Genomic DNA, 25,769 nt, shown 5'->3' with positions numbered 1-25,769 from the left:
GACGCCATGGCCGAAGCAACTTATGCGCTGATCCGGTTCCAGGAAGCCGGTGACGGCAAGGCCCGCGCGGGCCTGCTCGTCGGTGGCCGGGTCCTGCCGCTGGACGGGGACATCAACTCCCTGATCGAGCACTGGGAAACCACCGAAGCCCAGCTGGACAGCCTCGCCGCCTCCGCCCGCGACGACAGCGGCCTGGCGCTGGCCGACGTCGAAGTCCTCGCCCCGGTGGAACCGGCCCAGGTCCTGCAGACCGGTGCGAACTACCGCAAGCACGTCATCGACCTCGCCGCAGCCCACCGCGAACCCGGCGAGGATGAGGAGGAAGTGCGCGCCAGAACAGCCGCCATGATGGACAAGCGGGCAGGCCAGGGCACGCCGTACTTTTTCATCGGGCTCCCGGCGGCGATCGCATCCGCCACGGACAACCTCACCCTCCCGGCCTATAGCAAGTCCCACGACTGGGAACTGGAGTTGGCGGCAGTCATTGGCAGGACGGCATTCCGGGTCACCCCTGAGGAAGCCCTGGACTACGTGTTCGGTTACACGATGGTCAATGACATCACCACCCGTGAGTACGTCTTCCGCAAGGACATGCCCGCAATCGGATCGGACTGGTACCGCGCCAAGAACGCCCCCGGCTTCCTGCCCACCGGACCGTTGCTGGTGCCCGCCAAGTTCTTCGGCGACCCCCAGGACGTCCAGGTGACCCTGAAGCTCAACGGCAAAGCCATGCAGGACGAGTCCACTTCGGACATGATCTTCGGGGTGGCCAAGCTCGTCAGCGAAGCCTCCCAGATCATGCCGCTGCGACCGGGCGACCTGGTCCTCACGGGAAGCCCGGCCGGCAACGGCCAGCACTGGGGCCGGCTGCTTCAGGACGGCGACGTCATGGAAGGCACCATCACCGGCCTTGGCACCCAGCTGATCCACTGCAAGGACGAAACCGCAACTGAAGGCAGCCAGCCGTGACCACGCAGGACACAGCATCAACCACCGTCACCGGGGAATCAACCGATTCCCCGGTGATCCGGCGTGACGACCCGCTCGGCAGCATCCGCGCCATGGCCGCGGCCCACAACAACTGGGGCCGCTGGGGCCAGGACGACGTCCTGGGAACCCTGAACTTCATCGACGCCGGCAAGCGCATCGAAGCCGCAGCCCTGGTGAAGACGGGCGAGGCCTTCTCACTGTCCCAGCCGTTCGACACCAACGGCCCCCAGAAGGGCTGGCGCCGCCGGACCAACCCGGTCCACACCATGACGGACACCGGGGTGGACGCCGAACGCGGCAACCAGGGTTTCCCGCACGGCTTCGGCGGTGCGGACGATGTGATCGCCATGCCATTGCAGTGCTCCACGCAGTGGGACGGCCTGGGCCACATCTTCGACCAGCGCAAGGCCTGGAACGGCAGGGCCGCCGGTGACGTGGTCACCTCCGAAGGCGACCTGGTGACCGGCATCGAAACGGCCGCCGCAAAGATCGTCACCCGCGGCGTCCTGCTCGACGTCGGCCGGGCGCTCGGCCCGGACCTTGGACGGAACGACGGCGAACTGCCCGACGGTTTCGCCATCACCCCCGAACACCTCCAGCGGACCATTGACCTGCAGGGGCCCAGCTCGAAGGTGGGCCGGGGCGACATCGTGGTGATCCGCACCGGGCAGCACACCAGGGTCCGCCGCGACGGCTGGGGCGACTACGCCGGCGGCTCAGCCCCCGGGCTGTCCTTCACCACCGGGCCCTGGCTGCACCGCACGGAAATAGCCGGGATAGCCACCGATACGTGGGGCTTCGAGGTCCGGCCCAACGAGTTCGACGCCGCCTTCCAGCCCCTCCACCAGATCGCCATCCCCAACCTCGGACTGTTCCTGGGCGAAATGTGGGACCCGGACGGACTGGCACAAGCCTGCGCAGCGGACGGCAGGTACGACTTCCTGCTCATCGCAGCCCCGCTCCCCATCACCGGGGCAGTCGGATCACCCGTCAACCCGATAGCACTTCGGTAGTGGAGTCAACGATGCCAGCAGTTAAGGAACCCGCATGAGCACCCGCCCCGCAGAATTCCCCACGGTGGACGTCCACGCCCATATCCTGCTTCCGGCCCTTCAACAGCTGGTGGCGGAGGCTGATCCCGAGGGCTTCGGCGCCCAGCAGGCCCTGGAAGTGCGGCGCAACGGACCCGAATCGATGGCAGCTTCGGGCCGGATGATCAAGGAGCGCTGGCCGCAGCTGACCGACTTGGACCGCCGGCTCGCGGACATGGACGCCCAAGGTGTGGACGTGCAGCTGGTTTCTCCGTCACCGTCGCACTTCTACTACTTCGCAGGCGAAGAACTGGCACTGCAGGTAGCGAAGTCCGCAAACCAGGCCGTGCGGGAATTCGTTGACCGCGCCCCGGAGCGGCTCCACGGCCTGGGCCTGGTCCCGCTCCAGCACCCCGCCTTGATGGTGGAGGCCCTGGAGCACGCGGTGCTCGAGTGCGGCCTGCTCGGGGTGGAAATCGGGTCGTTCGCTGCCACTCCAGCCGACGCGGAACGCAGCACTGTTGAGCTGTCCGACCCCCGGCTGGAACCGTTCTGGAGCCGGGCCGAGGAGCTGGGTGCCCTGGTGTTCCTGCACCCGTTCGGATGCTCCCTGGATGAGCGGCTGGACCGTTTCTATCTCGCCAACACCGTCTCCCAGCCTGCGGAAAACGCTGTGGCAGTGTCACACCTGATTTTCAGCGGGGTACTGGACCGGCACCCGGACCTGAAGGTCCTGGCTGCGCACGGCGGTGGCTACCTTCCCACCACCCTGGGCCGTTCCGATCGCGCCTGGAAGGTCCGGACGGAGGCGCACGGCTGCGCGCAGCCGCCGTCCTCCTACCTGAAAAAGCTGTACTTCGACTCGCTGGTCCACAGCGCCGCTGAACTGCGGGCGCTCATCGCCGCGGCGGGCCCGGAGCAGGTGCTGCTCGGCTCGGACTATCCGTTCGACATGGGATCCGACCTGCCCGTGGACGAGGTTGTCGAGGCACGCCTTCCCGCAGAGGACGAGGCCCGTGTACTGGCCGGCAACGCTGCCGCCCTTGGCATCACGCCCGCTTCAGTCCCCGCCGCCCGCCCAGCCTAAGGAAGATTCATATGGTCAAGATTGCCCGCTGGAATGACGGCGACTGGATCCAGTCCGGCTTTGTGGACGGCGCGAACTGCTACGCCCTGCCCGCCGGCCAGGACGTCCAGACGCTCCTGGACGCCGGTCTCGAAGAAGCGCTGAACATTGCACGGCAGGTTCTGACTTCAGGCGTTGCCTCTTCGCTGGCGGACGTGCAGTTGATGGCCCCGCTGGTGCCCGCCACCATCCGGGACTTCGTGGCGTTCGAGGAACACGTGGAAGGCGTCCGGAAGAGCATCGACGGCGTGGCCGGTGTGGTGCCCGAATGGTACGAGGCGCCCACCTTCTACTTCACGAACCCGCACACCGTGACAGGAACGGGCGAGGTGATTGGTATTCCGGCGGGCTGCGAGGACCTGGACTTTGAAACCGAAGTGGCGGCCGTCGTCGGGCATGTTCCCGGCAGCGACGGCCGCAACCTAACCGCAGCGGAGGCGCACCAGCACATCTTCGGCTACACAATCCTCAACGACTGGTCTGCCAGGGACCTGCAGCGCCGCGAGATGAAAGTCAGCCTAGGCCCCTGCAAGGGCAAGGACTTCGCCAACACACTAGGCCCATGGATCGTCACCGCGGACGAGTTTGAGGACCGCCACGACGCCGAAGGGTTCCTGCCCATCTCCATGGCCGTCGAGGTTAATGGCCAGCGCATCGGGCAGGACATGCTTTCCAACATGGGTTGGCCGTTCGCCGAACTGGTGGCCTACGCGTCGCAGGACTCCGTGGTGCGGCCCGGCGACGTGCTGGGCTCCGGCACATGCGGCAGCGGCTGCCTGGCTGAACTTTGGGGTCGGAACGGATCAAAGACTCCCCCGCCCCTGAAGACCGGCGATGTGGTCCGCATGACAGTGGAAGGAATAGGCGCCATCGAGAACGCGGTGGGCGCACGACGCGAGGCCGTAACCCGTGTGGCCGCCCGTACCCGTCCAAGGACGGGCGAAGAATCGCCGGCCCACCTATAGGTGCCAACGCGGCCTTCAAAGGGCGTGTACCCAGGACCGCCAAAAACTCTTGTAAGCGCGGCGCCAGTCGTCCTGTTGAGGCACACGCCGCGTAACACACTCAGGCGCCGCGACTGCGGGGCCCCGCAACGAAGCGAGACGAACCATGGCAACACGTAAAACCATCACTACCCAAGTGGCCATCATGGGATCCGGACCCGCCGGTCTCATGCTCTCCCACCTACTGGCCAAATCGGGCATCGACTCCACCGTGATCGAAGTCCGCAGCCACAAAGACATCTCCGAAACGGTGCGCGCAGGCATCCTCGAACACGGCACGGTCAACATGCTCGTGGACAGCGGAGTTTCGGACCGTGTCCTCCGTGACGGCGACCGCCACGACGGCATCGAACTGCGCTTCAACGGGGAAAGCCACCGCGTGGACTTCAAGGACCTCGTGGGGGAGTCTGTCTGGCTGTATCCCCAGACGGACGTCTTCCTGGACCTCGCCGCCCGCAGGAAGGCCGACGGTGGCGACGTCCGCTACGGCGTCACGGACACCAGCGTGCATGACCTGGAAGGAAAGCCGAAGGTCTGGTTCACCGACGCCGGGGGCGCGGAGTTCGAGATCCAGGCCGACTTCGTGGTGGGTGCGGACGGCTCCCGCAGCCACTGCCGGTTCCAGATCCCCGAGGCGCACCGCAAGTGGTACTTCCACGAATACCCGTTTGCCTGGTTCGGCATCCTTGCCGAAGCCCCGCGCAGTTCCGATGAACTGATCTACGCCAACTCCGCCAACGGCTTCGCCCTGATCAGCCAGCGCACCGAGACCGTCCAGCGGATGTACTTCCAGTGCGACCCGAAGGAGAACGTGGCCGACTGGGATGACGACCGGATCTGGGCCGAGTTCCGCAGCCGGGTAAACGGCAACGGTTTCGAACTCAAGGAAGGCCCGGTCATCGAAAAGATGGTGCTGCCGTTCCGCAGCTTCGTCCACACCCCCATGCGCCACGGCAACCTCTTCCTGGCAGGCGACGCAGCGCACACCGTTCCGCCCACCGGTGCCAAGGGCCTGAACCTCGCGATCCATGACGTCAAGGTGCTCTTCGAAGGATTCGACAGCCACTACAACTCCGGGTCCGGCCGACTGCTGGAGACGTACAGCGACCGCGCCCTGGAACGGGTATGGAAGGCCCAGCAGTTCTCTTACTGGATGACCACCATGCTGCACACCCCCACCGACGCAGACGATTTTTCCCGCGCCCGCCAGCTCGGGGAACTCAGCTCCGTGGTCTCCTCCCGGCATGGACTAGCCTACCTGGCAGAGGCCTACACCGGCTGGCCGGGCGCCTTGTAAAGCTGTCTCTACCCAAGAACCGGGGCCGAAATGGGACATGCTGCCGACGTAAGCGCTCCGCCGCAGCACATGCGAGCAGTCAAGAGATGATGCGCCGCATGAAACCCATCGTCACCCGCCCGACTACTAAGCCGAGACTCGAAGCAGCAGCGGTAAAAACTTCATTGCAATTGGCTGCCGGCATCGACGACGTTGGTGCCTCGCCTTGGCTTGGACTTCACTACAAGCACGAGTTTCTGCTGCACTACAAGCACGAATCGCTAGAACTGGCAGTCAGCATGCCAGACAGGCCGAATTATGCATGATGCTGCGACCCCCGAGAAGCTCAGAGCATAAAGCCTGGCGCCAGTTTTAGCTGGACTTGGTGTTTAGAGCGTACGCGCGAGCGGGCAGGCGAACGGTTCGCTTTCCAGGAAGAGCAACTACCCTTCGCATACAGGTTGGTTCACAGGCGATCGTTTATAGCGCCAAACACTGGAGCCCGAAGCCTGCCGGAAAGTGGGCGAGGTTGAATACGGCCCCCTGGTAGCCGGAATTGATAGGTCCGAAGACCGGGCTCATCACGGGCCCGCATGTCGTTCAGAGAAAGCACACCCCAACCTGACGTCAGGCGACCAGTCAACCGACGTCAGAAAAGAGCTGGCTCGCCCCTTCCTGACAGGGCTATCAAAGAGTCGTAAATTTCATCCTGGCACCATTTGGGCTCAGGAGGCATCGACGGGACGGGGACACCCTAGTTGTCCTCAGGTCTTCACCGGCGAAAACGCCCCTCCGTGGCCACCCTGATGCTTTAGGTCACGGGCCCTCGTCGAATTCGATGCTGCAGAGATGGATCGGCGCGCCGCAGCAGCCGCCGCTGCGAAGTCCGTCCTGGCCCGAGTGATACGGAATCAGCAGAAAAACGGTTTATGCGGTATCCCCAACGGACTGAGCAGCCCATGCAGGCAGTACTTGTAATACAAGTTACGCGCTTATATTATAAGTGGGCGGGCGAAGGAGCCCGGCGCCGCCCAAAGGAGAATCCATGAGTTCCGTCGACCTGATCCGGCACGTCAAACTGTCCACCGCCCGCCTGCCCCTCGCTGTCCCCATCAGCGATGCCAAGGTCTTCACGGGCAGGCAGAAGCCCATGACCGAGGTGGTCTTCCTCTTCGCGGAAATTACCACGGAGATGGGGCACACCGGCGTCGGATTCAGCTACTCCAAGCGGGCCGGCGGGCCGGCGCAGTACGCACACGCCAAGGAAGTGGCCGAGGGCGCCATCGGCGAGGACCCCAACGACATTGCGAAGATCTACACCAAGCTGCTGTGGGCCGGAGCGTCAGTGGGCCGCTCGGGCGTCGCCACCCAGGCACTGGCCGCGATCGACATCGCCCTCTACGACCTCAAAGCCAAACGCGCTGGCCTGCCGCTGGCCAAGTTCCTCGGCTCACACCGTGACTCCGTCCAGACCTACAACACCTCGGGTGGCTTCCTCAACGCCACCCTCGAGGAAGTCAAGGCACGCGCCACCCAGTCCATCGAAGAAGGCATCGGCGGCATCAAGATCAAAGTGGGCCTCCCGGACAGCAAGGAGGACCTGCGCCGCGTCGCGGGCATCCGCGAGCACGTCGGCTGGGACGTCCCGCTGATGGTGGACGCCAACCAGCAGTGGGACCGGGCCACCGCCCTGCGGATGGGACGCCAGCTCGAGGACTTCAACCTCATCTGGATCGAAGAACCCCTGGACGCCTACGACTTCGAGGGCCACGCCCACCTGGCAAACGTCCTGGACACCCCCATCGCCACCGGTGAAATGCTGGCGTCTGTGGCCGAACACAAGGGCCTCATCAACGCCAACGGCTGCGACATCATCCAGCCGGATGCTCCCCGCGTCGGCGGCATCACCCAGTTCCTCCGCCTGGCAGCACTCGCAGACGAGCGCGGACTGGGCCTGGCACCGCATTTCGCCATGGAAATCCACCTCCACCTGGCCGCGGCCTACCCCCGCGAGCCCTGGGTGGAACACTTCGACTGGCTGGACCCGCTGTTCAATGAGCGGCTCGAAACCAAGGACGGCCGGATGATTGTCCCGGACCGCCCCGGCCTGGGCGTCACCCTCAGCGACCAGGCACGTACCTGGTCCACCGAGTCCGCGGAGTTCGGCGCGTAACCTTGAAGCCATGACCCGGAACCTCACCGCGGACCTCGCCGCTGACCTTCGCAACCGCATCGTCGACGGCGTCATCCAGCCGGGTGAAAAGCTCCCCAGCGAGAACACCCTCATCAACGACTACGGCGTCAGCCGGACCGTTGTCCGCGCTGCGCTGACCCGGCTCCAAGCAGAGGGACTTGTTGAGACCGAACGCGGGCGGGGCAGCTTCGCCCTCATCCCGCCGTCGGACGGGCCCCAGGCAGCACCCGGGGCCCGTCCCGTGGCCACCATGGAGGACCGGCTCCACCTGCTGGAGTTCCGCATGGGCGTGGAAACCGAGGCCGCAGCGCTGGCCGCACGTAACCACACCGAGCGGCAACTGCGCGCCGTCACCGCGGCCCTCGAAGAGTTCACCGCCAGCGCGGGGCATCCCGCCCACGCCATGAAGTCGGACTTCGAGTTCCACCGCGCCGTTGCCGCCGCCTCCGGCAACCCCTACTACTCCGACTGCCTGGCGGCCCTGGGCCAAACGATGATCGCGATGCCGCGCACCCGCCTCATGACCGGCGTCGAGCACTACGCCCGCGACCACTTCGACCAGGTGGTCCAGGAACACCGCTCCATCTCGGAGGCCATCGCGGACGGTGACGAGGCTGCCGCAGCGGCTGCCATGCGCAGCCACCTGGCCAACTCACGACGCCGGTTCAAGGCTTCCGCGCGGCCGTAACGTGGCGTGCGCCCCGGCAACTCGCCGGAACCTAAGGTTGTTCGCGGATCCGAACCTTCAAGGCCCGGATTAGCGAACAAGCCCAAGTTCGTGGCGTGGAGTTAACGCAAAAGAGCCCCGGCCTCTCGACCGGAGCTCTTTACATTTGCGTGCGCGAGGGGGGATTTGAACCCCCACACCCTTTCGGATACTGGCACCTGAAGCCAGCGCGTCTGCCGTTCCGCCACTCGCGCGCAACTTCTTTCACCCGGCGCCGGCCGGTTTCCCGGATCCGTTACCTTGTAAAAGCAGCGAGATCAAGCATAACGGAAGGTGGATGGAAAACACCAATTGGCCTCCGTCCGCCCACGCAAGGCCAGGCAACAGACCGAACTTTTGGATGTGCCCAGGCGTTGCTGATTAAGGTCATTCATAGCCCTGACCAGTAGTATCTGATGTAGGAGTGGCTGCTGCAGGCAGGCACACCGCCGACTTGCGAGCTGCACTGCGGGTGAAGTTCCGGAACGAAAACTGCCCCGCGGCTGAGGGGAAAGGAGAAGAACCATGGGTCTGCTGGACAAGGTTGAACGCGGCATTGAAAAGGCTGTCCGGGGCGTCTTCTCCACCGGCTCTCGCGCCCAGGTCGAACCCGTGGAGATCGCCAGCAGGCTGCGCCGCGAAGTGGACCACAAGGCCCTGACTGTGGCGGCCGGCCGGACACTCGCCCCAAACGTTTTCGACGTGCAGCTCAACGATGACGACTTCAAACGGGCCCAGGAATGGGGCACCCCGCTGGCCGAAGAACTCTGCGACGTTGTCATCAACCACGTCCGCAGCCAGGGCTACACCCTTCAGGGCTCAGTACGGATTTCCTTCCGCCGGGACGCCGAGCTGCGTGCCGGCGACTTCGAGATCCTCTCCTCAACCGAGAAATCGAAGGGCGCATCCGCAGGCCAGCCACAACGCCCCAACGTGCCGGTGGCCCCCAGCCGGCAGCCGGCACGGCTTCAGCCCGTACTGGATATCGACGGCCAGCGTTACTCCCTGAACGCTCCATCCATCGTCCTTGGCAGGTCGTCCGAAGCCGACATCCATGTCGAAGACACAGGCGTTTCCCGCCGCCACCTGGAAATCCGCACGGCCAACGGGGTGACCAGCGCTGTGGACATGGGTTCCACCAATGGCAGCTACGTCAACGGACAGAAGGTATCGGGGAGCACCGAACTCACTGACGGCTCCACCATCACTATGGGACGGACAAAAATCATCTTCCGCCTTTTGCCTGCCAGCACTGGTGGCCGCCCATGAGCGATCTCACTATCACCGTCCTGCGGTTCGGCTTCCTCCTGCTCCTCTGGGTGCTGATCTTCAGCATCGTTTCAGCGATGCGGCGGGACCTCATGGTGGGCCGGAAGGCAGCCGCCGGCGCCCCCACCCAACGCCAGGTCCGCAGGAACCCGGAGCTTGCTGAAGCCCCTCCGCAACCGGCGAAGCAGCAGGCGCACCAACTGGTCGTCGTCGAAGGACCGCTGAAGGGAACCACTCTTCCGCTGGCCGCCAGCCCCATCCTCCTGGGCCGCGCCCAGGAGGCCACCCTGGTCCTGGAGGACGACTACGCCTCCGGCCGCCACGCCAGGCTGTTCCCCCAAGGCAGCCGCTGGTTCATCGAGGACCTGGGGTCCACGAACGGAACCTACCTGGCGGACCAGCAACTTACCCGTGCCCTGCCGGTTGAGCCAGGGGTACCCGTGAGAATCGGCAAGACGGTCATCGAATTGAGGCCATAGCCGTGGCCGTCACGCAAACCCCCGCCAACGGGCCCCGGTCCGCGCAGCGACCCCTCATCATGCGCTACGCCGCACGCTCCGACGTCGGCCGGATCCGTTCAAAGAACGACGACTCCGCCTACGTGGGACGGCACCTCGCCGTCGTCGCGGACGGCATGGGCGGCCACGCGGGCGGCGACGTAGCCTCCGCCGCCACCGTCCTGGACATGATCCACCTGGACCGCGGCGATTACGACGGCGACGCCGGCACCGTCCTCGCCGACGAAATCCAGACGGCCAATTCCCTGCTTTCCGAACTCGTGCACCAGAACCCCAAGCTGGCCGGGATGGGCACCACCGTCACTGCGCTCCTGCTGGCCGGGGGCAAGCTCTACTTCGCACATATCGGCGATTCCCGCGCCTACCTCCTGCGCGACGGCGAATTCAAGCAAGTCAGCGTGGACCACACCTTTGTCCAGCGCCTCATCGACGAAGGCCGGCTGCGGCCTGAGGAGGCCGAAAGCCACCCGCACAAAAACGTCCTGATGCGCGTCCTGGGCGATGTTGACGCCAGCCCGGAACTCGATCTCGACACCCTGGATGTCCGCCCCGGCGACCGCTGGCTGCTCTGCTCCGACGGGCTCAACTACGTTGCCGGCCACGCCGTGGAACGTACCGTCCGGGAGACCAAAGACCTCCGCGAATGCGTGGAAACCCTCGTGGACCTGACCCTCGAAGCCGGCTCCCCGGACAACGTCACAGTGGTCATGGTGGAAATCGTTGAGGAAACGCCCGACGACGTCAGCACAGCTGCCGTTGAAGTCGTCCCTTCCACAGCCATCGCCGCAGCCCCTGCCGCAGGAGTCGAACCGTCACCAGAGGCCGCCGCGGGGCCGAAGGCCCCGGCTGAGGGCACCAAAGCTCCCGGCAAGAACACGTCCGGCACCGAAAGCCCTGGCAAGGGCGCCGGCGCGGGCAATGAACCAGCGGCCAGCGCCAGTCCGGCCGCCGCCGGACCTTCCAAGGACGGCCATGGCACCCGGTCAGTGGAACCGGGCTCCACCGACCCGCACTTGGGCGAGCACCTGTCCGCTGAGGTCCTGCGGGATGAACTCGCCTCGCGCCCCCACGAACTCGTGGGTGCAGCTGCAGCGGCCGCAGAATCCGGATCCATTCCCACTATCGCCGGACGCACCGTGGCGCGGAGGGCAGCCACCCTCCTCACCCACCGGGCAGAACAGCCCGGCACCGAGGCTGATGACAGCCTCGTGCCGCTTAAACCGCGGCGCTGGATTACCTGGGCGATCGCCGCATCCGTGCTGGTGGTCCTGACCGCGGGCCTCTGGCTGGGGTATGCCTGGACCCAGACCCGCTACTACGTCGGCGAGTACGACTCCCGCGTCGCCATCTTCAACGGCGTCTCCCAGCGCCTCGGCCCCATTGGACTCTCCAGCCTAGAAACCGTTACAGAAATCCGGATGGATTCCCTGCCCCAGTTCTCGCAGCAGCGGGTGCGCCAGACCGTGCCTGCCAATGACCTCTACGATGCCCAGCGCATCGTGAAGAACCTCGAACTCACCGGGACCACCTCCCCAGAGGAAGGGTGTCCAACAGCTTCCGCGTCGCCCGGAGCATCCGAGGCGGCGCCAGCCCCCACGGACCCGGCCGCTCCTGCACCGGCCCCGGAGGCCACCGCCACTCCGGCAAGCCCGTCCCCCAGCCCCACCGTCACCTGCAAGGCCGTCCCATGAGCCAGCTCAGCACCATTCCCAAGCCACGGCGGAACGTCGAACTCGCACTGCTCCTGCTGGCCCTGGCCGTGGGCATCGGCGCCAACATGCTGGTGGGCGTCGACCAGGAAAAGGCCTTTGATTCGGATTTCTGGTTCCAGTCCAGCCTCCTCGCCGTTGCCTCCCTGGTTTTCCATGGGGTCCTGCGCTTCCGCGCCAAGTATGCCGATCCGGTAATACTTCCGCTGGTGGTGGCCCTTAACGGACTCGGGCTGGCCATGATCCACCGCCTCGACGCGCCCGGTGATGACACGGGCAACAACCAGCTGCGGTGGACCCTCATTGCAATGGCGGTTGCGATCGCCGTCATCTGGCTCCTCAAGGACCACCGCGTCCTCCGCAGGTTCACCTTCATCTCCCTGGCGGCCAGCGCCGTCCTCCTTCTCCTGCCGCTGATCCCCGGCATCAGCGCGGGCGAGATCCTGGGCGCCCGCGTCTGGATCCGGCTCGGTCCCATGACGTTCCAGCCCGGCGAGGTCGCCAAGATCACCCTCGCCATATTCTTTGCTGGTTACCTTTCGTCCAACCGCGACCTGATCCTGCTGGCCGGCCGGAAAGTCGGTCCGCTGCAGTTCCCGCGGTTCAAGGACATGGGACCCATGATCACGGCCTGGCTGGTCAGCATCGGCGTGCTCATCTTCCAGCGGGACCTTGGTTCATCCGTGCTCTTCTTCGGCCTGTTCATCGTGATGATCTACGTGGCCACAAGCCGCATCAGCTGGGTAGTAATAGGCCTGGCTCTCATCTTTGGCGGCGGCTTCATTGCCGCCCAGGTCTTCTCCCACGTTGCGCTCCGCATCGACGGCTGGCTCAACGCCTTCACCCCGGAGGTCTACGACCGCTCACCGGGCGGAAGCGGCCAGATTGTCCAAGGCCTCTTTGGCATGGCCAACGGCGGACTGGTGGGAACCGGACTGGGGCAGGGCCGCCCGGACCTGGTCCCGTTCGCCAACAGCGACATGATCATCGCATCCCTTGGCGAGGAACTCGGCCTGGTGGGCCTGTTCGCCGTCGTCCTGATGTACCTGCTGCTGTTCACGCGGGGGTTCAGGGCCGCGCTGGGCACCCGGGACGCGTTCGGAAAGCTCCTTGCCTGCGGTCTCTCTTTCGCCGTGGCGCTGCAATGCTTCGTGGTGATCGGCGGGGTCACGCGGCTCATCCCCCTGACCGGCCTGACAACGCCGTTCCTGGCGGCCGGCGGTTCGTCGCTGCTTGCCAACTGGATCATTGTGGGCCTGCTCCTGATGATTTCCCATACAGCCCGCGGTCCGGTGGACACCACACCGCTGCGGCCGGGCGAGGCGGCAGATTCGATGGGCATTGATACTCCTACTGAGGCGGTGAAGCACTCGTGAACCAGGCAATACGGCATTCATGGGTGGCGGCCGTCGCCATGTTCGCCCTCATCTTCGGCGCCATCAGCTACGTCCAGGTTGTGGGCGCCGATGAGCTCAAGGCCAACCCGTGGAACCAGCGTGCCATCCTGCAGAACTACTGCAACGACCGCGGTGCCATCATCGTGGGGGGCACTCCGGTAGCAGAATCGGTCGAAGGCACGTCCGAGACCTGCAAGTTCCAGCGGACCTACCCGCAGCCGGAACTTTACGCGGGAATCACGGGATACTTCTCGCAGAATTTCGGTGCCACCGGCCTGGAACAGGCCATGGGTGAGGTACTAACGGGCAGCTCCGACCAGCTGTTCCTGGACCGCGTGGGCCAGCTCTTCCTGGGGAACCAGCCCAAGGGCGCGTCGGTGGAGCTCACCATTGACCCCGAAATCCAGCGGCTGGCGTACAGCCTGATCCCGGACGGGCAGCGCGGGTCCATCGTGGTCACCAATCCCAAAACCGGGGCCATCCTTGCCATGGTCTCCAAGCCCTCCTACGATCCCAACCTGATCGCCATCCAGGACCCGAACGCCGAGACCGCCAACATCAACGAGCTGCTCAAGGTCCCGGGCATCAACCTGAACCAGAACGTCAGCGGGCCCACCGGGGAACTGCTGGCGCCGGGATCCGTCTACAAGCTGGTGGACACCGCCGCGGCGCTTGCATCAGGAAAGTACAACAAGGACAGCGTGCTCCCCAACCCGGCGGAAATGCCGTTCGAGGGAATCCAGTACAAACTTCCCAACTACGCTGGCGGCAACTGCTACACCCGGGACACTGCGGGCTTCGCTTTCGCACTGCAGCAGTCCTGCAACACCCCGTTCGCCAGCATTGCACTGGACCTGGGCCGGGACGCCATCGCAGAGCAGGCGAAAAAGTTCGGTTTCGGTGAGGACATGGGTGACCAGCTCAAGCTCGGGTATGCCCGGGGCAACGGCTTCCCGAATGACCTGGACGCACCCGGGCTGGCCCAGTCCGCCATTGGCCAGAAGGATGTCCGTGCCACACCGCTGCAGGTTGCGTTGATGACCGCGGCGATTGCCAACGACGGCGTCCAGATGAGGCCCACCCTGGTCAAGACCCTCCGCTCTCCGGACCTGCGGGTCATTGACGAACCCCAGCCCCAGCAGCTGCGGACCTCCACCACCCCGGATATTGCAAACCAGATCACCGAGTGGATGGTCAGTGCCGTCGGTGAGGGCATCGCCAACAGGGCAGCCGTTCCCGGCGTCCAGGTGGCCGGCAAGACGGGAACTGCGGAATTGGGGAACGGCACCAACAACTCCTGGTTTACCGGTTTTGCCCCCGCAAACAACCCGCAGGTGGGTGTCACGATCGTCATGGAAGGCGTGGACATCACCACGGGAGCCCAGCTAACCAGTCCGAACGCGAAGAGAATTTTTGAGGCGGTGTTGAATAAGTGAGGCCTACAACCGGAATCACCCTCGGCGGCAGATTCCAGCTGACCACGCGGATCGCGATCGGCGGCATGGGCGAAGTCTGGAAAGCGAAAGACCTCGTCCTGGGCCGCATCGTCGCCATCAAGGTGCTTAAGGAGGAGTACACCGGCGATCCCGGGTTCCTCCAGCGTTTCCGCGCCGAGGCCCGCCACACCGCGCTCCTGAACCACGTGGGCATCGCCAACGTCTTCGACTACGGCGAGGAGGAGGGTTCCGCCTACCTGGTCATGGAACTGGTCCCCGGCCAGCCCCTGAGCAACATCATTGAGCACGAGCAGGTCCTGTCCCCGGACCGCACTCTGTCCATCATTGCGCAGACCGCGCGGGCGCTGTCCGTTGCCCACGCACAGGGCCTGGTACACCGTGACGTGAAGCCCGGCAACCTCCTGATCACCCCTGACGGACGGGTCAAGGTCACCGACTTCGGCATCGCCCGCCTGGCTGACCAGGTTCCCCTCACCCAGACCGGCCAGGTGATGGGCACCGCCCAGTACCTTGCTCCGGAGCAGGCCACCGGCCAGACTGCCACCGGTTCCTCGGACATCTATGCGCTCGGCGTCATCGGCTACGAGTGCCTGACCGGCCACCGTCCCTTCTCCGGCGAGTCCCAGATCGCCATCGCCCTGGCCCAGGTCAACGATGCCCCGCCGCCGCTGCCGGAATCCCTTCCCACCCCGGTGCGCGCCCTCCTGATGTCCATGCTGGCCAAGGATCCAAAGAACCGGCCGGAGAACGCCATCAAGCTGGCAGAGGCGGCCGAGGCCATCCGGAACGGCGATATCAGCGCCGCCCGGGCCGCTGTTCCCGGCATGCTCCTTTTTGACGCTGACAACACCGGCCCCATCACCGCTCCCGTGGACACCGCCACTGCGCCCACGGGCGTCATTGGTGCCCAGCGCGACAGTTCGCCCACTCCCACTTCCGCTTTGCCGGTGCTGGGTGCGGGCGCAGCCGCGGGGGCTGCCGCCGCATCAGCGGCGGAGCCCGACGCTCCCCAGGGCGCACTCGCCCGGGCCAATGCCCTGGCCGCCGAGCGCAAGTGGGTCCCGGAAGAAACAACGTACGACGACGAGCCCGCCGATGAGCCGCAGCGGAAGGGCCGCAGTCCCTGGACCTGGCCGTTGATTGCCCTGATCCTGCTGCTCCTGTTCGCGTTGGTGGGTTTCTTCCTTAGCCAGCGGGGCATCCTCTTTCCCGTGAACGACCCCACCTCCGGGGCAACAACAAGCAGCCCGCAGAGCACCACCGCCAGCCCCACCAGGACCACGCAGTCGCCCACGCCCACGGCCACCCGCACGCCCACACCCACCCAGGAAACGGTCAATGTCATCCCGGCCGCCTACCTCGGGCAGGACTACCGCAAGGTGCAGGCGGAGCTTGCCGGGCTCGGGCTGGCCGTCACCGTGATTCCGCAGGAGAGTACCGCGGATGGCCCGGGCAAGGTCATAGAATTGAATCCCACGGGCCTGGTGCCCCAGGGCTCGCCCATTACGGTGGTCTATGCCGTAGCGCCGCCGGCACCCACCACGTCTGCTCCCGCACCGGCCCCGTCAGCCACCACGTCTGCGGTGGCGGCGCCCACCGTGGCATCGCCCCTGCCCGCCTGCACCGCCGGCCAACTGCCCGGTGCCCCGCCAACCTGCAAGCCGTAACCGCCAGGACAGCCAGTGAACGAGTCAGCGCGCACACCGTTGCACCGCGAGGACAGCCTCCCGGTGGATAACCGCCGTGTCCTCAGCGGCCGGTACGAACTGGGCGGCCTGATCGGCCGCGGAGGCATGGCGGACGTCTACCGGGGAGTGGACACCCGGTTGGGGCGGACCGTGGCCGTAAAACTGCTTCGGCCGGACATGGCTCGTGATCCGCAGTTCCAGGCCAGGTTCAAGCGTGAAGCCCAGGCGGTCGCCTCCCTCAACCATTCCTCCATTGTTGCCATTTACGACACCGGTGAACACCTGGTCCACGATGGCTCGGAGGACAACGTCCGGGTGCCGTATATCGTGATGGAGTTCGTGGAGGGCAAGACCATCCGCGACCTGATCCGTGCGCATGACGTCACCATTGACCAGGCAATCGACTATTGCCTGGGCGTCCTCGGAGCCCTCGAATACAGCCACAAGGCCGGTATCGTGCACCGGGACATCAAGCCGGCCAACGTCATGTACTGCGAAAACACCAACTCGGTGAAGGTGATGGACTTCGGCATCGCCCGCGCCATCGCCGACTCTTCAGCCACCATGACGCAGACACAGGCCGTGGTGGGTACCGCGCAGTACCTCTCTCCCGAGCAGGCCCGCGGTGAAACAGTTGACGCCCGCAGTGACCTGTATTCCGCTGCCTGCCTCTTGTACGAAATGCTCACGTCCAGGCCGCCGTTCGTCGGTGACAGCCCAGTGTCCGTGGCTTACCAGCATGTCCGGGAGATTCCCGAGCCTCCCAGCAGCCTCAACCCCGATGTGAATCCTGCCCTGGACAGTGTGCTGGCGAAGGCGCTGCAAAAGAACCGGGATGACCGGTTCCAGGATGCTGCGGCATTCCGGCGTGCCCTGCGCGCTGCACGGTCCGGCGTGCCGGTCCCGGCGGTCCCGGCCTCCGAAGCGCCCACGGACCCCAATGACCACGTCCCGTCGCCGGCCACCGAGGCCTTCCAGGCCACGGGGGCAGGCTTCCTCGACGACGCACCTACCGGCCGGCTGCCGGCGGCTATCCCCGCCTCTGCCGAGGACCACGAAACCATGGTTCCCTTGGTGGCCGGCGTCGATGACTATCGGTCAGCTGATGCGTTGCCGCTGGGCCTGACTCCGGAACGTGAGCGGAGCCCGCGGCAGAAGTCACGCCGTCGTGCGTGGATTGGCACGCTGGTGGTCTTCACGCTCCTCGTCCTGGCAGGCGGCGCGCTCTGGCTCTACAGCATTATCAACCGCCCTGCTCCGGCAGCGCCCAAGATCACGGTGCCGGCAGTGGCCGCCATGACAGAATCGGCGGCGCTGCAGGAACTGTATAACGCGGAACTCCGGCCCCGGATTGTCCGGTCGCAGCACGACACCGTTGCCAAGGGTACGGCGATCGGCACCGATCCCGCGTCCGGCGCCTCGCTGGACCCCGGCGCCGAGGTGATCCTCAACATTTCAGAGGGCCCCAGCGCCGTCATGATCCCTGAGAGCCTTCCAGGCAAAACAGAGGCGGCAGCCAGGGATATCCTGCGTCAAAGCGGACTGGTAGGGGCCCCTTCCACCACCACGGCAAACAGCGCCACCGTGCCTGCCGGAATTGTGATCACCACAAGCCCCGCCCCCGGCCAGAAGGTGGGCGTCGGGACCAGCGTTGAACTGGTGGTGTCCACCGGCAAGGTCGCTGTCCCTGAACTCCGTGGTCGCACCCGCGAAGAGGCAGAGGCGGCGTTGAAGGAACTGAGCCTGGTGCTCAACGTCGTTGAGGCCGAGAATGCCCAGGTTGAGCCGGGCAGGGTGACGGATCAAAGCGAGCCCGTGAACGCGGCCGTGGAACAGGGCAAGACCGTCACCATCGTGGTGGCCAAAGCCCCGCCGCCCCCGCCTAGCCCCACACCCACGCCTACTCCGAGCCCGACCTCCACCAAAAAGGGCTAAGCCCGGCACCGCGCTGGTTCAGTGCTGGTTCAGTGCTGGATAAGCGGGCTCAGTTTGGCTGCGCGGGCAGCCGCGCCCTTCATTCCCAGGGACTCAAGCCAGTTGCCCAGCATCTGGTAGCCGCCCTCAGTGAGTACGGACTCCGGGTGGAACTGCACGCCGCACAGGGGTGCCGTCCGGTGCTGGAGGCCCATCACCACACCCGTTGCTGTCTCAGCCGTGATCTCCAGGACGTCAGGGATGGATTCCCGCACGGCTGCCAGCGAGTGGTACCGCGTGGCGGTGACGGGGGAGGGGAGTCCGGCAAACACGCTGGTGCCAATGTGCTGCACCAGGGATGTTTTGCCGTGCATGAGTTCGGGGGCGTGTGTCACCTTGCCGCCGAAGGCCTCGGCAAGCGCCTGGTGGCCCAGGCAGACGCCGAACATGGGCACGCTGTTCTCGCCGCACCACTTGATCAGCTCTATGCAGACTCCGGCTTCGGCAGGGTTTCCGGGGCCGGGTGAGATCAGTACGCCATCACGGGTGCTGGCCAGTTCGATGGCCTCCGCCAAGGTGACGTCGTCATTGCGGACAACGGTGGTTTCGGCGCCGAGTTCCTGGAGGTAGCCCACCAGGGTGTAGACAAAGCTGTCGTAGTTATCCACCACGAGGATCTTGGTTGTGGTCATGGCTGGCTTGCTGAACCAATCGTTGAGTCGGTGAACTGGGTGTAGTGGGACATCCAGGGGAAAAGGAACTGAACCATCAATACCAGTGCGGCGGCAATGAGCACCAATGAGGTGACAATCCGCAGCCAGAGCGGCCCGGGTAGGTGGCGGAAAATCCAGCCGTACATGTTCAGCCCTTTCCGATCGCCAAAGCCACCTGGTCCGCGATTTCCGCGGGCGGACCAGCAGAAGCAGGGCGCCAACTATCCAGCAGCGCGTAGGCGATGATACGTTCTTCAGCGCCGAAGCGCGGGTTGCAGCTTGTCATGGTCAGGTATCTTTCGGTGGGGGTGACCCCAGGACGCGTCGGCACCGGTTCCAGGACGTCGGTGCGCGACGGCATGACGATCTGGTTGTTCCGGAAGACGTAAACGTAATAACCGTCTTTCGTCTGGACGTAGATCTTGTCCCCGGGAACCAGCGTGTGGATGTTGTCCAGGACGGCGCCATGCGTCTGGCGGTGCCCCGCTACGGCGAAGTTGCCCACCGCGCCGGGCATGGCCGTGTTCCCGTAATGTCCCAGGCCCAGGGTGTCGAGCACATCGCTGGTGGTTCCCTGGACGATCGGGCGCGTGTAGTTCGCCCCGAACCGGGGAATGTACATGATGCCGATCGTGCTCGCATGGGCCGGCGCGGCGGCCACTGCGGGCTCGCCGAAGTTTTCTCCAGCGGCAGGAGGATCTGCGGCGGCCGGCGCGGAAGGGGCGGCGGCGGCAATGTCCTGCGCGAATTCCTTGATCACTTCGCTCTGCCTGGCGTCTGATTCCACGTTGGTCCACCACAGCTGCCAGGCCACAAACAGCAGGAGGATGATGCCGGCGGTGATGAGCAGTTCACCAACAACCTGGACCGTCCCGCGCAGTATGACGACGCCGGCAGGCGGCACAGCAGCTTGCCTCGCCTTCTCCTGCAATACCACGCGTTCTCCTCCGGGCAGTTCAGACGGGCACCGGCGGCCCCTGAACTACGGCTAGAATTGGCTGCTAGTAAGAATCCAAATTTGACCAAGATCGCGCAGACCGCTGGCAATTTCCTTCTTGCAGGATACCAAGGCCGGAACACCGATCTTGCCTCAGCCCGCCAAGGAGAGCCAGTGCCCGAGTCAAAGCCGCGCAAGAAGACCGCCAGCACCCCGCAGCAGGCAGCTTCCCAGGCGTACAAGCCCAACCCGGTTTGGTTCAAGCCCGTTATGTTCGGCCTGATGATCATCGGCCTCTTCTGGATCATCACGTTCTACATCAGCGAGGGCCGCTTTCCCGTGCAGGCCTGGGAATCGTGGAACATCGTGGCCGGGTTCGGCATCGCCATCGTAGGCTTCCTCATGACCACCCGCTGGCGCTCCTAGACCCTTCCTGGACGGGGTCCACTCCCGGACGGCCGGGACGGCAGGTAATCCCTAAAGGAGAAAAGCGTGACTCCTGACGCTGCTGGTGTCCTCGTGGGTGATGACGGCCTGGCCCGCCCCGCTTGGGCATCTACGGACCCGCTTATGCGGGACTACTACGACACCGAGTGGGGCCTGCCGGTCAGGGACGAACAAGGACTCTACGAACGCATCTGCCTGGAGGGCTTCCAGGCAGGACTTTCCTGGGCCACCATCCTGCGCAAACGCCCCGCGTTCCGTGCTGCCTTCGCCGGTTTCAACCCTGATGCGGTTGCGCAGTTCACCGACGGCGACGTTGCGCGGCTCATGCAGGACGCAGGCATCGTCCGGAACCGGTTGAAAATCTGCGCCGCCATCACTAACGCCCAAGCCACCCTCGCACTGCGCCGGGACGGCGGGCTGGTGGACTTCGTGTGGCAGTTCCAGCCCGTTTCCACTCCGCACCCCGCGGTCCATGCGGACATCCCCACGCAGTCGGCTGAATCCATTGCGCTCTCCAAGGCCCTGAGGAAGAAGGGGTTCTCCTTCGTCGGTCCCACCACCATGTTCGCCCTGATGGAAGCGATCGGAATGGTGGACACCCACCTGGTGGGAAGCCACCGGCGAGGGTCCTCCGGAATCTGGCCCGCTCCGTCCCGCTGAGCGCCCTGTTTATCCCCAGCTGTTGGGAAAGTTATCCACAATGGGGATAACCGACGGCCTCACCCGCCGCCTGTGGGCGCGGCCGCCTTCCACAGGGCTCCCACGGCCAATCCGGCACCGGACATGCGGTTGTTAACAGTGTGGAATACCTGTGGATAATCCCGAGGATGGGCAGGCAGCGCCTACCGCTCACGCCGAACCGGATGGTGGCTGGTGATGGAAATCCGGTTGAATGCGTTCATCGTGATGGCCAGCCAGCTCACCACGGAGAACTCTTCCTCAGTGAGGCGCTCCCGGGCGTAGGCTTCTTCATGCTCCTGTGGACTGTGGCCCGGCAGTTCCGTGATGCTCTCGGCCAGCGCCAGGGCAGCACGTTCCTTCTCCGTGAAAAGTGCTGTGTCGCGCCATGCAGGCAGTACCGCCAGCCTCTGCGGTGTCTCGCCCGCCTCGACCGCTTCCCTGACATGGAGGTCCAGGCAGAAGGCGCAGCCGTTCAGCTGCGAAATCCGCACATTAAGCAGTTCCACGGTCCGGACCTCGATACCGGCCTCCTGGGCCGCCTCCTTGACCTTGAGCCCCAGTCCGTTCAGCGCCCGCCACAACGCAGGATGCTGCTTGTCCAAGAAGACGTGCTTGGTAACGGCGGTCATGGATTCTCCTGTCGGCAGCGGGCTTGGGCGCAATAGGTAGGCACCTGAAGCTTATCCACTTACCAACATCGGGATACCCACAAGTTATCCACAGCTGTGGAAACAGGCTGGGGCCAGTGGCGCGATCGGCGGCCCGCACGTTGCGATGCAGCGGGACAAACAGCGCCTAACTACACAGCTGTTCTTTACTAACAGTGTGCATAACCATGTTGATAGGACGCCCTGGCCCCGGGTAAAGCCAGAAACGCCGGCGGCTTTTCAGGGGTTTATCCACAGGACCGGTTTTCGGGGGCCGGTTGTCCACTTAAGCACACCCCTATCCCCAATAGTTATCCACAGATGTGGAGAAGGGCGGGCACGATCCGGCGAATTCCCTGCCACTGCGCGGTAGCGGCACTGCCGAACGATGAACTACAGGCATGTAAGTTACCAACAATGTGGATAAGTGCTGTGGATAAAGCGGAATCCCCGGGGTCCTTTCGGACGCCGGGGATTCTGGTCAGTTCGGTTTCGCAGCAGTGGCAACAGGCTAGACGGAAATCCTCACCCAGCTGACGGCTATCAACAGGGCCAGAACGGCCACCAGTCCCGCGGCCTGGAGGAGGCCCTGCCGGGGGCCGCGGGGAGTGTAGGCGAGGACTGCCGCACACAGCACGCCCGTGATGAGTCCGCCCAAGTGGGCCTGCCAGGCAATCTGGGGAATCAGGAATCCGATGACTCCATTGATCGCAATGAGGACCCACAGCTGCCGGGTGTCTCCACCGCGGTGGCGCTGGACCAGCAGCATGGCGCCGAACAGGCCGAAGATGGCACCGGAAGCACCCACTACTCCCACCAGCCCCTGTCCGGGCACCAGGACCGGGTTCAGGAGCAGGTAGCCGACGGAGCCTCCCACGGCCGACAACAGATACAGGGCCAGGAAGCGCATGCGGCCCAGGAGCGGCTCCAAGGCCTGGCCGAAGATCCACAGCGTGTACATGTTCAACAGGATGTGCAGCAGTGAATCGGGAGAATGCAGGAAGGCTGCGGTCAGCATGCGCCACGGCTCGAACGCCCCGTACTGGGGGGTGGCAAAGACATTGTTGTAGGCGAACTGTTCGTAGACCGCCTGGCCCGGGACGACCCACTGCAGCACGTACACCACAGCGCACACGGCGATGATTCCGAGCGTCACCAAAGGCTTGCCGGCAGCTGCGGCGCCGCCATAGACCGTCCGCACCTCCGGCGTCGAACGTTTTGTTTCATTGACGCAGTCAATGCATTGGAATCCGACGGCGGCCGCCCGCTGGCAGTCAGGGCAGGCGGGGCGCCCGCAACGCTGGCAGCGCACATAGGAGGGCCGGTCCGGGTGCCGCGGGCATACCGGAACCTGCGCGGACGGCTCGGCCGACGGAATTCCGTAACTCATGGTTCGGTGTTACAGCTGTTCGATGTCGATGCTGTTGATGGTGACGTCCTCCACGGGACGGTCACCCATGCCGGTGCGGACGCCTTCGATAGCGTCAACAACCTTCTTGGATTCCTCGTCAGCCACTTCGCCGAAGATGGTGTGCTTACCCTGGAGCCAGTCCGTGGGAATGGTCGTGATGAAGAACTGGGAACCGTTGGTGCCCTTGCCCATCTGGATGCCGGCGTTGGCCATGGCCAGCTTGTAGGGCTGGTTGAAGCTGAGCTCGGGGTGGATTTCGTCGTCAAAGCGGTAGCCCGGTCCGCCCGTTCCTCGGCCCAGCGGATCGCCGGCCTGGATCATGAAGTCCTTGATGATGCGGTGGAAGATGGTCCCGTTGTACAGCGGGGTGCCGGTCTTGTCCTCGCCCGTCTCCGGGTGGGTCCACGCCTGCTCGCCGGTGGCAAGGCCTACGAAGTTCTTGACGGTCTTGGGCGCGTGGTTGCCGAAGAGGTTCACGGCGATGTCGCCGAGGCTCGTGTGGATGGTTGCTTTTGCAGTTGCGATGGCAGTCATAGCCCCCATTCTTCCACGGCCCATGCGGGCCGTTGCGGCTGCGGCGGCAGTTCCGCGCTGGGTGAAATCCGCCGAAAATCCGCGGTGGGAATAGCCGGTGAACACCAAGCAACGTAGGCTAACCACAGAACCGTCACCTAATCGGGAGGTAGTTGTGAAGAAGTCGGACCGTATTGCCCGTGACCTTGAGCTGCAAGTCGCCAGCGCCGTAGAGAACGCCAGGGATTGGGCAGCCCCCCGTGTGGAAGCAGCTGTTGACCGTCTCCAGCACGGCCTGGACACCGCATCCCCAAAGATCCAGGAAGGCCTGAAGTACGCTGCCCACAATCTGGCGGACGGCGTAGCCACTGTGACCCCCCGTATCCAGGACGGCCTTGCGCAGCTCGCGCCCAAGATCAACGACGCCGTGGAAGGCGCCTCACCCCGCCTGCATGATGCCCTGGACAAGGCCACGCCGGTGATCCTCAACGCCCGCGACCGGGTTGTTGTTGAATACCTGCCGCGTCTGTCAGACCAGATCGGCCACGCCTCGGAGGCCGTGCACCGCACCCTGGAGAGCACTCCCGCCCACGTTGATGCCGTCGCGCAGAAGCTTGGGGACGTGGGAATCATCCATGCCCTCCAGGAGCAGGCACAGGCCACCGGCACCCAGCTCAAGGCAGCCGCAACGGAGGCTGGCCGCACCGTAGGCATCCAGCTTGCCGAGCCGGAGAAGCCGAAGAAGCGCGGCTGGCTTGTCTTCGGCGTCATCGCGGCGGCCGTTGCGGCCGCAGTCGCTGCCTGGAAGGCGTCCAAGCCGGTCGAGGATCCGTGGAAGACCCCGTCCCCGGTGACACCCACGCCTGCACCGGTTCCGGCCACCACAGTGAACGAGGTCCAGGAAAAGGCGGCCGACACCGCCGAACCTTTGGCAACACCGGTTTCCTCCCCGGCCGAAGCCACGGCGGACAAGGCCGAGGACGCCGGGGAAAAGGCAAAGCACGTGGCGGAAGATGCTTCGGAAAGCGCTCCGGCTCCGGCCACCGATGCCAAGACTGCCACCAAGAACATCGCGTCCAACATCAGCAACGGGAACAAAGGCACTACCCAGTCCTGATGAGCAATCCGCTGTGTCGTCCGGCCAAGGCCGGAGAGCTCAGCCGAGAAGGGCTCCGCCGCAGGCGGGGCCCTTCTCCTGTCTCCCGTGGTTTCCGCCATCCTGGAGCGGCTGCGGTTGGATGCTAGATTTGAAGTGATGCCAGCCCAACAACCCTCTGGGGATGCCTTGAACGACGCCGCAAACCTGCCCCGCGTATCCATAGTCATCCCGGCCTACAACGAGGAGAGCGTTATCAGGCAGTGCCTGATAGCTGCCATCTACCAATCCGTCCCCGCCCACGAGATCGTGGTGGTGGACAACCTGTCCAAGGACCGGACCGCTGACATTGTGCGCCAAATGCAGCTCGAATACCCGGAAAGTCCGCTGATCCTGTTGAGCCAGGACCAGGAGCAAGGCCTTATCCCCACCCGGAACTTCGGGCTGGACCACGCAACAGGGGACGTCCTGGGCCGGATCGACGCCGACTCGGTAGTGGAGCCGGACTGGGTGGAGCAGGTGCAAAGGGCATTCCAGGACCAGTCGGTCCAGGCGGCCACGGGTCCGGTGGTCTATTACGACATGCCGATGCGCCGGTTTGGGCTCAAAGCCGATGACAAGATGCGCCAGCTGATGCTCAAGCTGGCCAAACACCAGTACCACTTCCTGTTCGGCTCCAACATGGCCCTCCGATCCTCAGCTTGGGACGCCATCCGGGCAGAGACCTGCCGTGATGAAAAGGACGAGATGCACGAGGACATCGATCTGTCCCTGCACCTCGCCGAACACGACCTGAAAATCCAGTACTGGCCACAGATGGTCTCCGGCATGTCCGCCCGGCGGCTGGAGGACTCACCGCGGGACTACCGCTATTACGTCACGCGGTTCGACCGTACCTACAAAGCCCACAACGTCAAGAAGATGGCGCTGAAGGCTCCCATGGTGGTGTTCTTTTCGGTGTACTTCCCCGCAAAGCTCCTCCGGGCCATCCACACGGTCAACACAGCCCAGCCTGTGCGCCGCGGCGGCCAGTAGGCTCCCGGGC

General features: G+C 64.9%; 25 protein-coding genes and 1 tRNA gene. 19 read left to right on the top strand and 7 right to left on the bottom strand.

Annotated features, from left to right (window positions below):
- Positions 1-6: 6 nt before the first annotated feature.
- The 8 genes from C3B78_RS00175 (at position 7) to C3B78_RS00145 (ending at position 8,309) form a co-directional block, all read left to right on the top strand.
- Positions 7-969: a fumarylacetoacetate hydrolase family protein gene (locus C3B78_RS00175; RefSeq protein WP_104996275.1), complete on the top strand. Its 963-nt coding sequence runs from the start codon at positions 7-9 to the stop codon at positions 967-969.
- The gene (locus tag C3B78_RS00170; protein ID WP_104996274.1) at positions 966-2,003 is read left to right on the top strand and encodes a cyclase family protein; all 1,038 of its coding nucleotides are present in this window, start codon (positions 966-968) and stop codon (positions 2,001-2,003) included. The genes C3B78_RS00175 and C3B78_RS00170 overlap by 4 nt, the downstream gene beginning before the upstream one ends.
- A 34-nt stretch (positions 2,004-2,037) precedes the next feature.
- On the top strand, positions 2,038-3,108 hold the full coding sequence (locus tag C3B78_RS00165) for an amidohydrolase family protein (protein ID WP_104996273.1): 1,071 nt from the start codon (positions 2,038-2,040) through the stop codon (positions 3,106-3,108).
- Positions 3,109-3,119: 11 nt separating this feature from the next.
- Positions 3,120-4,112 carry a fumarylacetoacetate hydrolase family protein gene (locus C3B78_RS00160; RefSeq protein ID WP_104996272.1) on the top strand — a complete coding sequence of 331 codons (993 nt, stop codon included), beginning with the start codon at positions 3,120-3,122 and terminating at the stop codon, positions 4,110-4,112.
- Between the two features lie 145 nt (positions 4,113-4,257).
- Entirely contained in the window at positions 4,258-5,448 is a 1,191-nt protein-coding gene (locus tag C3B78_RS00155) for a 4-hydroxybenzoate 3-monooxygenase (RefSeq protein ID WP_104996271.1), read from the top strand.
- Between the two features lie 98 nt (positions 5,449-5,546).
- On the top strand, positions 5,547-5,753 hold the full coding sequence (locus C3B78_RS19590; RefSeq protein ID WP_158677158.1) for a hypothetical protein: 207 nt from the start codon (positions 5,547-5,549) through the stop codon (positions 5,751-5,753).
- Positions 5,754-6,472: 719 nt separating this feature from the next.
- Complete coding sequence (locus tag C3B78_RS00150) at positions 6,473-7,600, top strand: L-talarate/galactarate dehydratase (protein WP_104996270.1); 1,128 nt, start codon at positions 6,473-6,475, stop codon at positions 7,598-7,600.
- Positions 7,601-7,610: 10 nt separating this feature from the next.
- On the top strand, positions 7,611-8,309 hold the full coding sequence (locus C3B78_RS00145) for a FadR/GntR family transcriptional regulator (RefSeq protein WP_104996269.1): 699 nt from the start codon (positions 7,611-7,613) through the stop codon (positions 8,307-8,309).
- Positions 8,310-8,459: 150 nt separating this feature from the next.
- Here C3B78_RS00145 and C3B78_RS00140 read toward each other — a convergent pair.
- A tRNA-Leu gene (locus C3B78_RS00140) sits at positions 8,460-8,542 on the bottom strand.
- Between the two features lie 310 nt (positions 8,543-8,852).
- Between C3B78_RS00140 and C3B78_RS00135 the strand changes: the two genes are divergently transcribed.
- The 7 genes from C3B78_RS00135 to pknB are packed head-to-tail and all read left to right on the top strand — an operon-like array spanning position 8,853 to position 18,300.
- Positions 8,853-9,596 carry an FhaA domain-containing protein gene (locus C3B78_RS00135; protein WP_104996268.1) on the top strand — a complete coding sequence of 248 codons (744 nt, stop codon included), beginning with the start codon at positions 8,853-8,855 and terminating at the stop codon, positions 9,594-9,596.
- Entirely contained in the window at positions 9,593-10,075 is a 483-nt protein-coding gene (locus tag C3B78_RS00130) for an FHA domain-containing protein FhaB/FipA (RefSeq protein ID WP_104996267.1), read from the top strand. The genes C3B78_RS00135 and C3B78_RS00130 overlap by 4 nt, the downstream gene beginning before the upstream one ends.
- A 2-nt stretch (positions 10,076-10,077) precedes the next feature.
- Positions 10,078-11,805 carry a PP2C family protein-serine/threonine phosphatase gene (locus tag C3B78_RS00125; protein WP_442778250.1) on the top strand — a complete coding sequence of 576 codons (1,728 nt, stop codon included), beginning with the start codon at positions 10,078-10,080 and terminating at the stop codon, positions 11,803-11,805.
- The gene (locus tag C3B78_RS00120) at positions 11,802-13,199 is read left to right on the top strand and encodes an FtsW/RodA/SpoVE family cell cycle protein (RefSeq protein ID WP_104996266.1); all 1,398 of its coding nucleotides are present in this window, start codon (positions 11,802-11,804) and stop codon (positions 13,197-13,199) included. The genes C3B78_RS00125 and C3B78_RS00120 overlap by 4 nt, the downstream gene beginning before the upstream one ends.
- Entirely contained in the window at positions 13,196-14,656 is a 1,461-nt protein-coding gene (locus C3B78_RS00115) for a penicillin-binding transpeptidase domain-containing protein (RefSeq protein WP_104996265.1), read from the top strand. The genes C3B78_RS00120 and C3B78_RS00115 overlap by 4 nt, the downstream gene beginning before the upstream one ends.
- Entirely contained in the window at positions 14,653-16,344 is a 1,692-nt protein-coding gene (locus C3B78_RS00110) for a serine/threonine-protein kinase (RefSeq protein WP_104996264.1), read from the top strand. The genes C3B78_RS00115 and C3B78_RS00110 overlap by 4 nt, the downstream gene beginning before the upstream one ends.
- 15 nt (positions 16,345-16,359) lie before the next feature.
- Positions 16,360-18,300 carry a Stk1 family PASTA domain-containing Ser/Thr kinase gene (pknB, locus tag C3B78_RS00105; RefSeq protein WP_104996263.1) on the top strand — a complete coding sequence of 647 codons (1,941 nt, stop codon included), beginning with the start codon at positions 16,360-16,362 and terminating at the stop codon, positions 18,298-18,300.
- A 29-nt stretch (positions 18,301-18,329) separates the two neighbouring features.
- Here the strand turns inward: pknB and C3B78_RS00100 are convergent, their stop codons facing one another.
- Genes C3B78_RS00100 through C3B78_RS00095 form a run of 3 tightly spaced genes read right to left on the bottom strand, consistent with a single transcriptional unit; the run spans position 18,330 to position 19,929 of the window.
- Positions 18,330-18,971 (bottom strand): anthranilate synthase component II, encoded by a 642-nt coding sequence (locus C3B78_RS00100; RefSeq protein WP_104996262.1) that lies wholly within the window; start codon positions 18,969-18,971, stop codon positions 18,330-18,332.
- On the bottom strand, positions 18,968-19,138 hold the full coding sequence (locus C3B78_RS19800; RefSeq protein ID WP_199775299.1) for a hypothetical protein: 171 nt from the start codon (positions 19,136-19,138) through the stop codon (positions 18,968-18,970). The genes C3B78_RS00100 and C3B78_RS19800 overlap by 4 nt, the downstream gene beginning before the upstream one ends.
- A 2-nt stretch (positions 19,139-19,140) precedes the next feature.
- Positions 19,141-19,929 (bottom strand): class E sortase, encoded by a 789-nt coding sequence (locus C3B78_RS00095; protein ID WP_104996261.1) that lies wholly within the window; start codon positions 19,927-19,929, stop codon positions 19,141-19,143.
- A gap of 174 nt (positions 19,930-20,103) precedes the next feature.
- Here C3B78_RS00095 and C3B78_RS00090 point away from each other — a divergent pair, with 174 nt between their 5' ends.
- Together C3B78_RS00090 and C3B78_RS00085 are read left to right on the top strand one after the other, a co-directional pair.
- Entirely contained in the window at positions 20,104-20,355 is a 252-nt protein-coding gene (locus C3B78_RS00090; RefSeq protein WP_104999544.1) for a cell division protein CrgA, read from the top strand.
- Between the two features lie 66 nt (positions 20,356-20,421).
- Positions 20,422-21,036, top strand: a complete 615-nt coding sequence (locus tag C3B78_RS00085; RefSeq protein ID WP_104996260.1) for a DNA-3-methyladenine glycosylase I — start codon at positions 20,422-20,424, stop codon at positions 21,034-21,036.
- 182 nt (positions 21,037-21,218) lie between these two features.
- Here the strand turns inward: C3B78_RS00085 and C3B78_RS00080 are convergent, their stop codons facing one another.
- The 3 genes from C3B78_RS00080 to C3B78_RS00070 form a co-directional block, all read right to left on the bottom strand.
- Positions 21,219-21,686 (bottom strand): carboxymuconolactone decarboxylase family protein, encoded by a 468-nt coding sequence (locus tag C3B78_RS00080; RefSeq protein ID WP_104996259.1) that lies wholly within the window; start codon positions 21,684-21,686, stop codon positions 21,219-21,221.
- Between the two features lie 529 nt (positions 21,687-22,215).
- Positions 22,216-23,094: a rhomboid family intramembrane serine protease gene (locus C3B78_RS00075; RefSeq protein WP_104996258.1), complete on the bottom strand. Its 879-nt coding sequence runs from the start codon at positions 23,092-23,094 to the stop codon at positions 22,216-22,218.
- Positions 23,095-23,103: 9 nt separating this feature from the next.
- The gene (locus tag C3B78_RS00070) at positions 23,104-23,649 is read right to left on the bottom strand and encodes a peptidylprolyl isomerase (RefSeq protein ID WP_104996257.1); all 546 of its coding nucleotides are present in this window, start codon (positions 23,647-23,649) and stop codon (positions 23,104-23,106) included.
- A gap of 154 nt (positions 23,650-23,803) precedes the next feature.
- Between C3B78_RS00070 and C3B78_RS00065 the strand changes: the two genes are divergently transcribed.
- Complete coding sequence (locus tag C3B78_RS00065) at positions 23,804-24,745, top strand: hypothetical protein (protein ID WP_104996256.1); 942 nt, start codon at positions 23,804-23,806, stop codon at positions 24,743-24,745.
- Positions 24,746-24,883: 138 nt separating this feature from the next.
- A complete protein-coding gene (locus C3B78_RS00060; protein ID WP_104996255.1) occupies positions 24,884-25,759 on the top strand; it encodes a glycosyltransferase in 876 nt (291 codons plus the stop codon).
- The last annotated feature ends 10 nt before the right edge of the window (positions 25,760-25,769 follow it).

This window comes from Arthrobacter sp. PGP41 (assembly GCF_002953935.1).
Classification (GTDB): Bacteria; Actinomycetota; Actinomycetes; order Actinomycetales; family Micrococcaceae; genus Arthrobacter.
This window is presented reverse-complemented; position numbering and strand designations above follow the sequence as displayed.

What these genes read in the sequence shown, in the direction of transcription:
- C3B78_RS00160 (WP_104996272.1), top strand. Translation starts at nt 3,120, where the DNA reads ATGGTCAAGATTGCCCGCTGGAATGACGGCGACTGGATCCAGTCCGGC.
- C3B78_RS00060 (WP_104996255.1), top strand. Translation starts at nt 24,884, where the DNA reads ATGCCAGCCCAACAACCCTCTGGGGATGCCTTGAACGACGCCGCAAAC.
- C3B78_RS00165 (WP_104996273.1), top strand. Translation starts at nt 2,038, where the DNA reads ATGAGCACCCGCCCCGCAGAATTCCCCACGGTGGACGTCCACGCCCAT.
- C3B78_RS00155 (WP_104996271.1), top strand. Translation starts at nt 4,258, where the DNA reads ATGGCAACACGTAAAACCATCACTACCCAAGTGGCCATCATGGGATCC.
- C3B78_RS00080 (WP_104996259.1), bottom strand. Translation starts at nt 21,686, where the DNA reads ATGACCGCCGTTACCAAGCACGTCTTCTTGGACAAGCAGCATCCTGCG.
- C3B78_RS00070 (WP_104996257.1), bottom strand. Translation starts at nt 23,649, where the DNA reads ATGACTGCCATCGCAACTGCAAAAGCAACCATCCACACGAGCCTCGGC.
- C3B78_RS00130 (WP_104996267.1), top strand. Translation starts at nt 9,593, where the DNA reads ATGAGCGATCTCACTATCACCGTCCTGCGGTTCGGCTTCCTCCTGCTC.
- C3B78_RS00150 (WP_104996270.1), top strand. Translation starts at nt 6,473, where the DNA reads ATGAGTTCCGTCGACCTGATCCGGCACGTCAAACTGTCCACCGCCCGC.
- C3B78_RS19800 (WP_199775299.1), bottom strand. Translation starts at nt 19,138, where the DNA reads ATGTACGGCTGGATTTTCCGCCACCTACCCGGGCCGCTCTGGCTGCGG.
- C3B78_RS00145 (WP_104996269.1), top strand. Translation starts at nt 7,611, where the DNA reads ATGACCCGGAACCTCACCGCGGACCTCGCCGCTGACCTTCGCAACCGC.
- C3B78_RS00175 (WP_104996275.1), top strand. Translation starts at nt 7, where the DNA reads ATGGCCGAAGCAACTTATGCGCTGATCCGGTTCCAGGAAGCCGGTGAC.
- C3B78_RS00075 (WP_104996258.1), bottom strand. Translation starts at nt 23,094, where the DNA reads ATGAGTTACGGAATTCCGTCGGCCGAGCCGTCCGCGCAGGTTCCGGTA.
- C3B78_RS00135 (WP_104996268.1), top strand. Translation starts at nt 8,853, where the DNA reads ATGGGTCTGCTGGACAAGGTTGAACGCGGCATTGAAAAGGCTGTCCGG.
- C3B78_RS00100 (WP_104996262.1), bottom strand. Translation starts at nt 18,971, where the DNA reads ATGACCACAACCAAGATCCTCGTGGTGGATAACTACGACAGCTTTGTC.
- C3B78_RS00120 (WP_104996266.1), top strand. Translation starts at nt 11,802, where the DNA reads ATGAGCCAGCTCAGCACCATTCCCAAGCCACGGCGGAACGTCGAACTC.
- C3B78_RS19590 (WP_158677158.1), top strand. Translation starts at nt 5,547, where the DNA reads ATGAAACCCATCGTCACCCGCCCGACTACTAAGCCGAGACTCGAAGCA.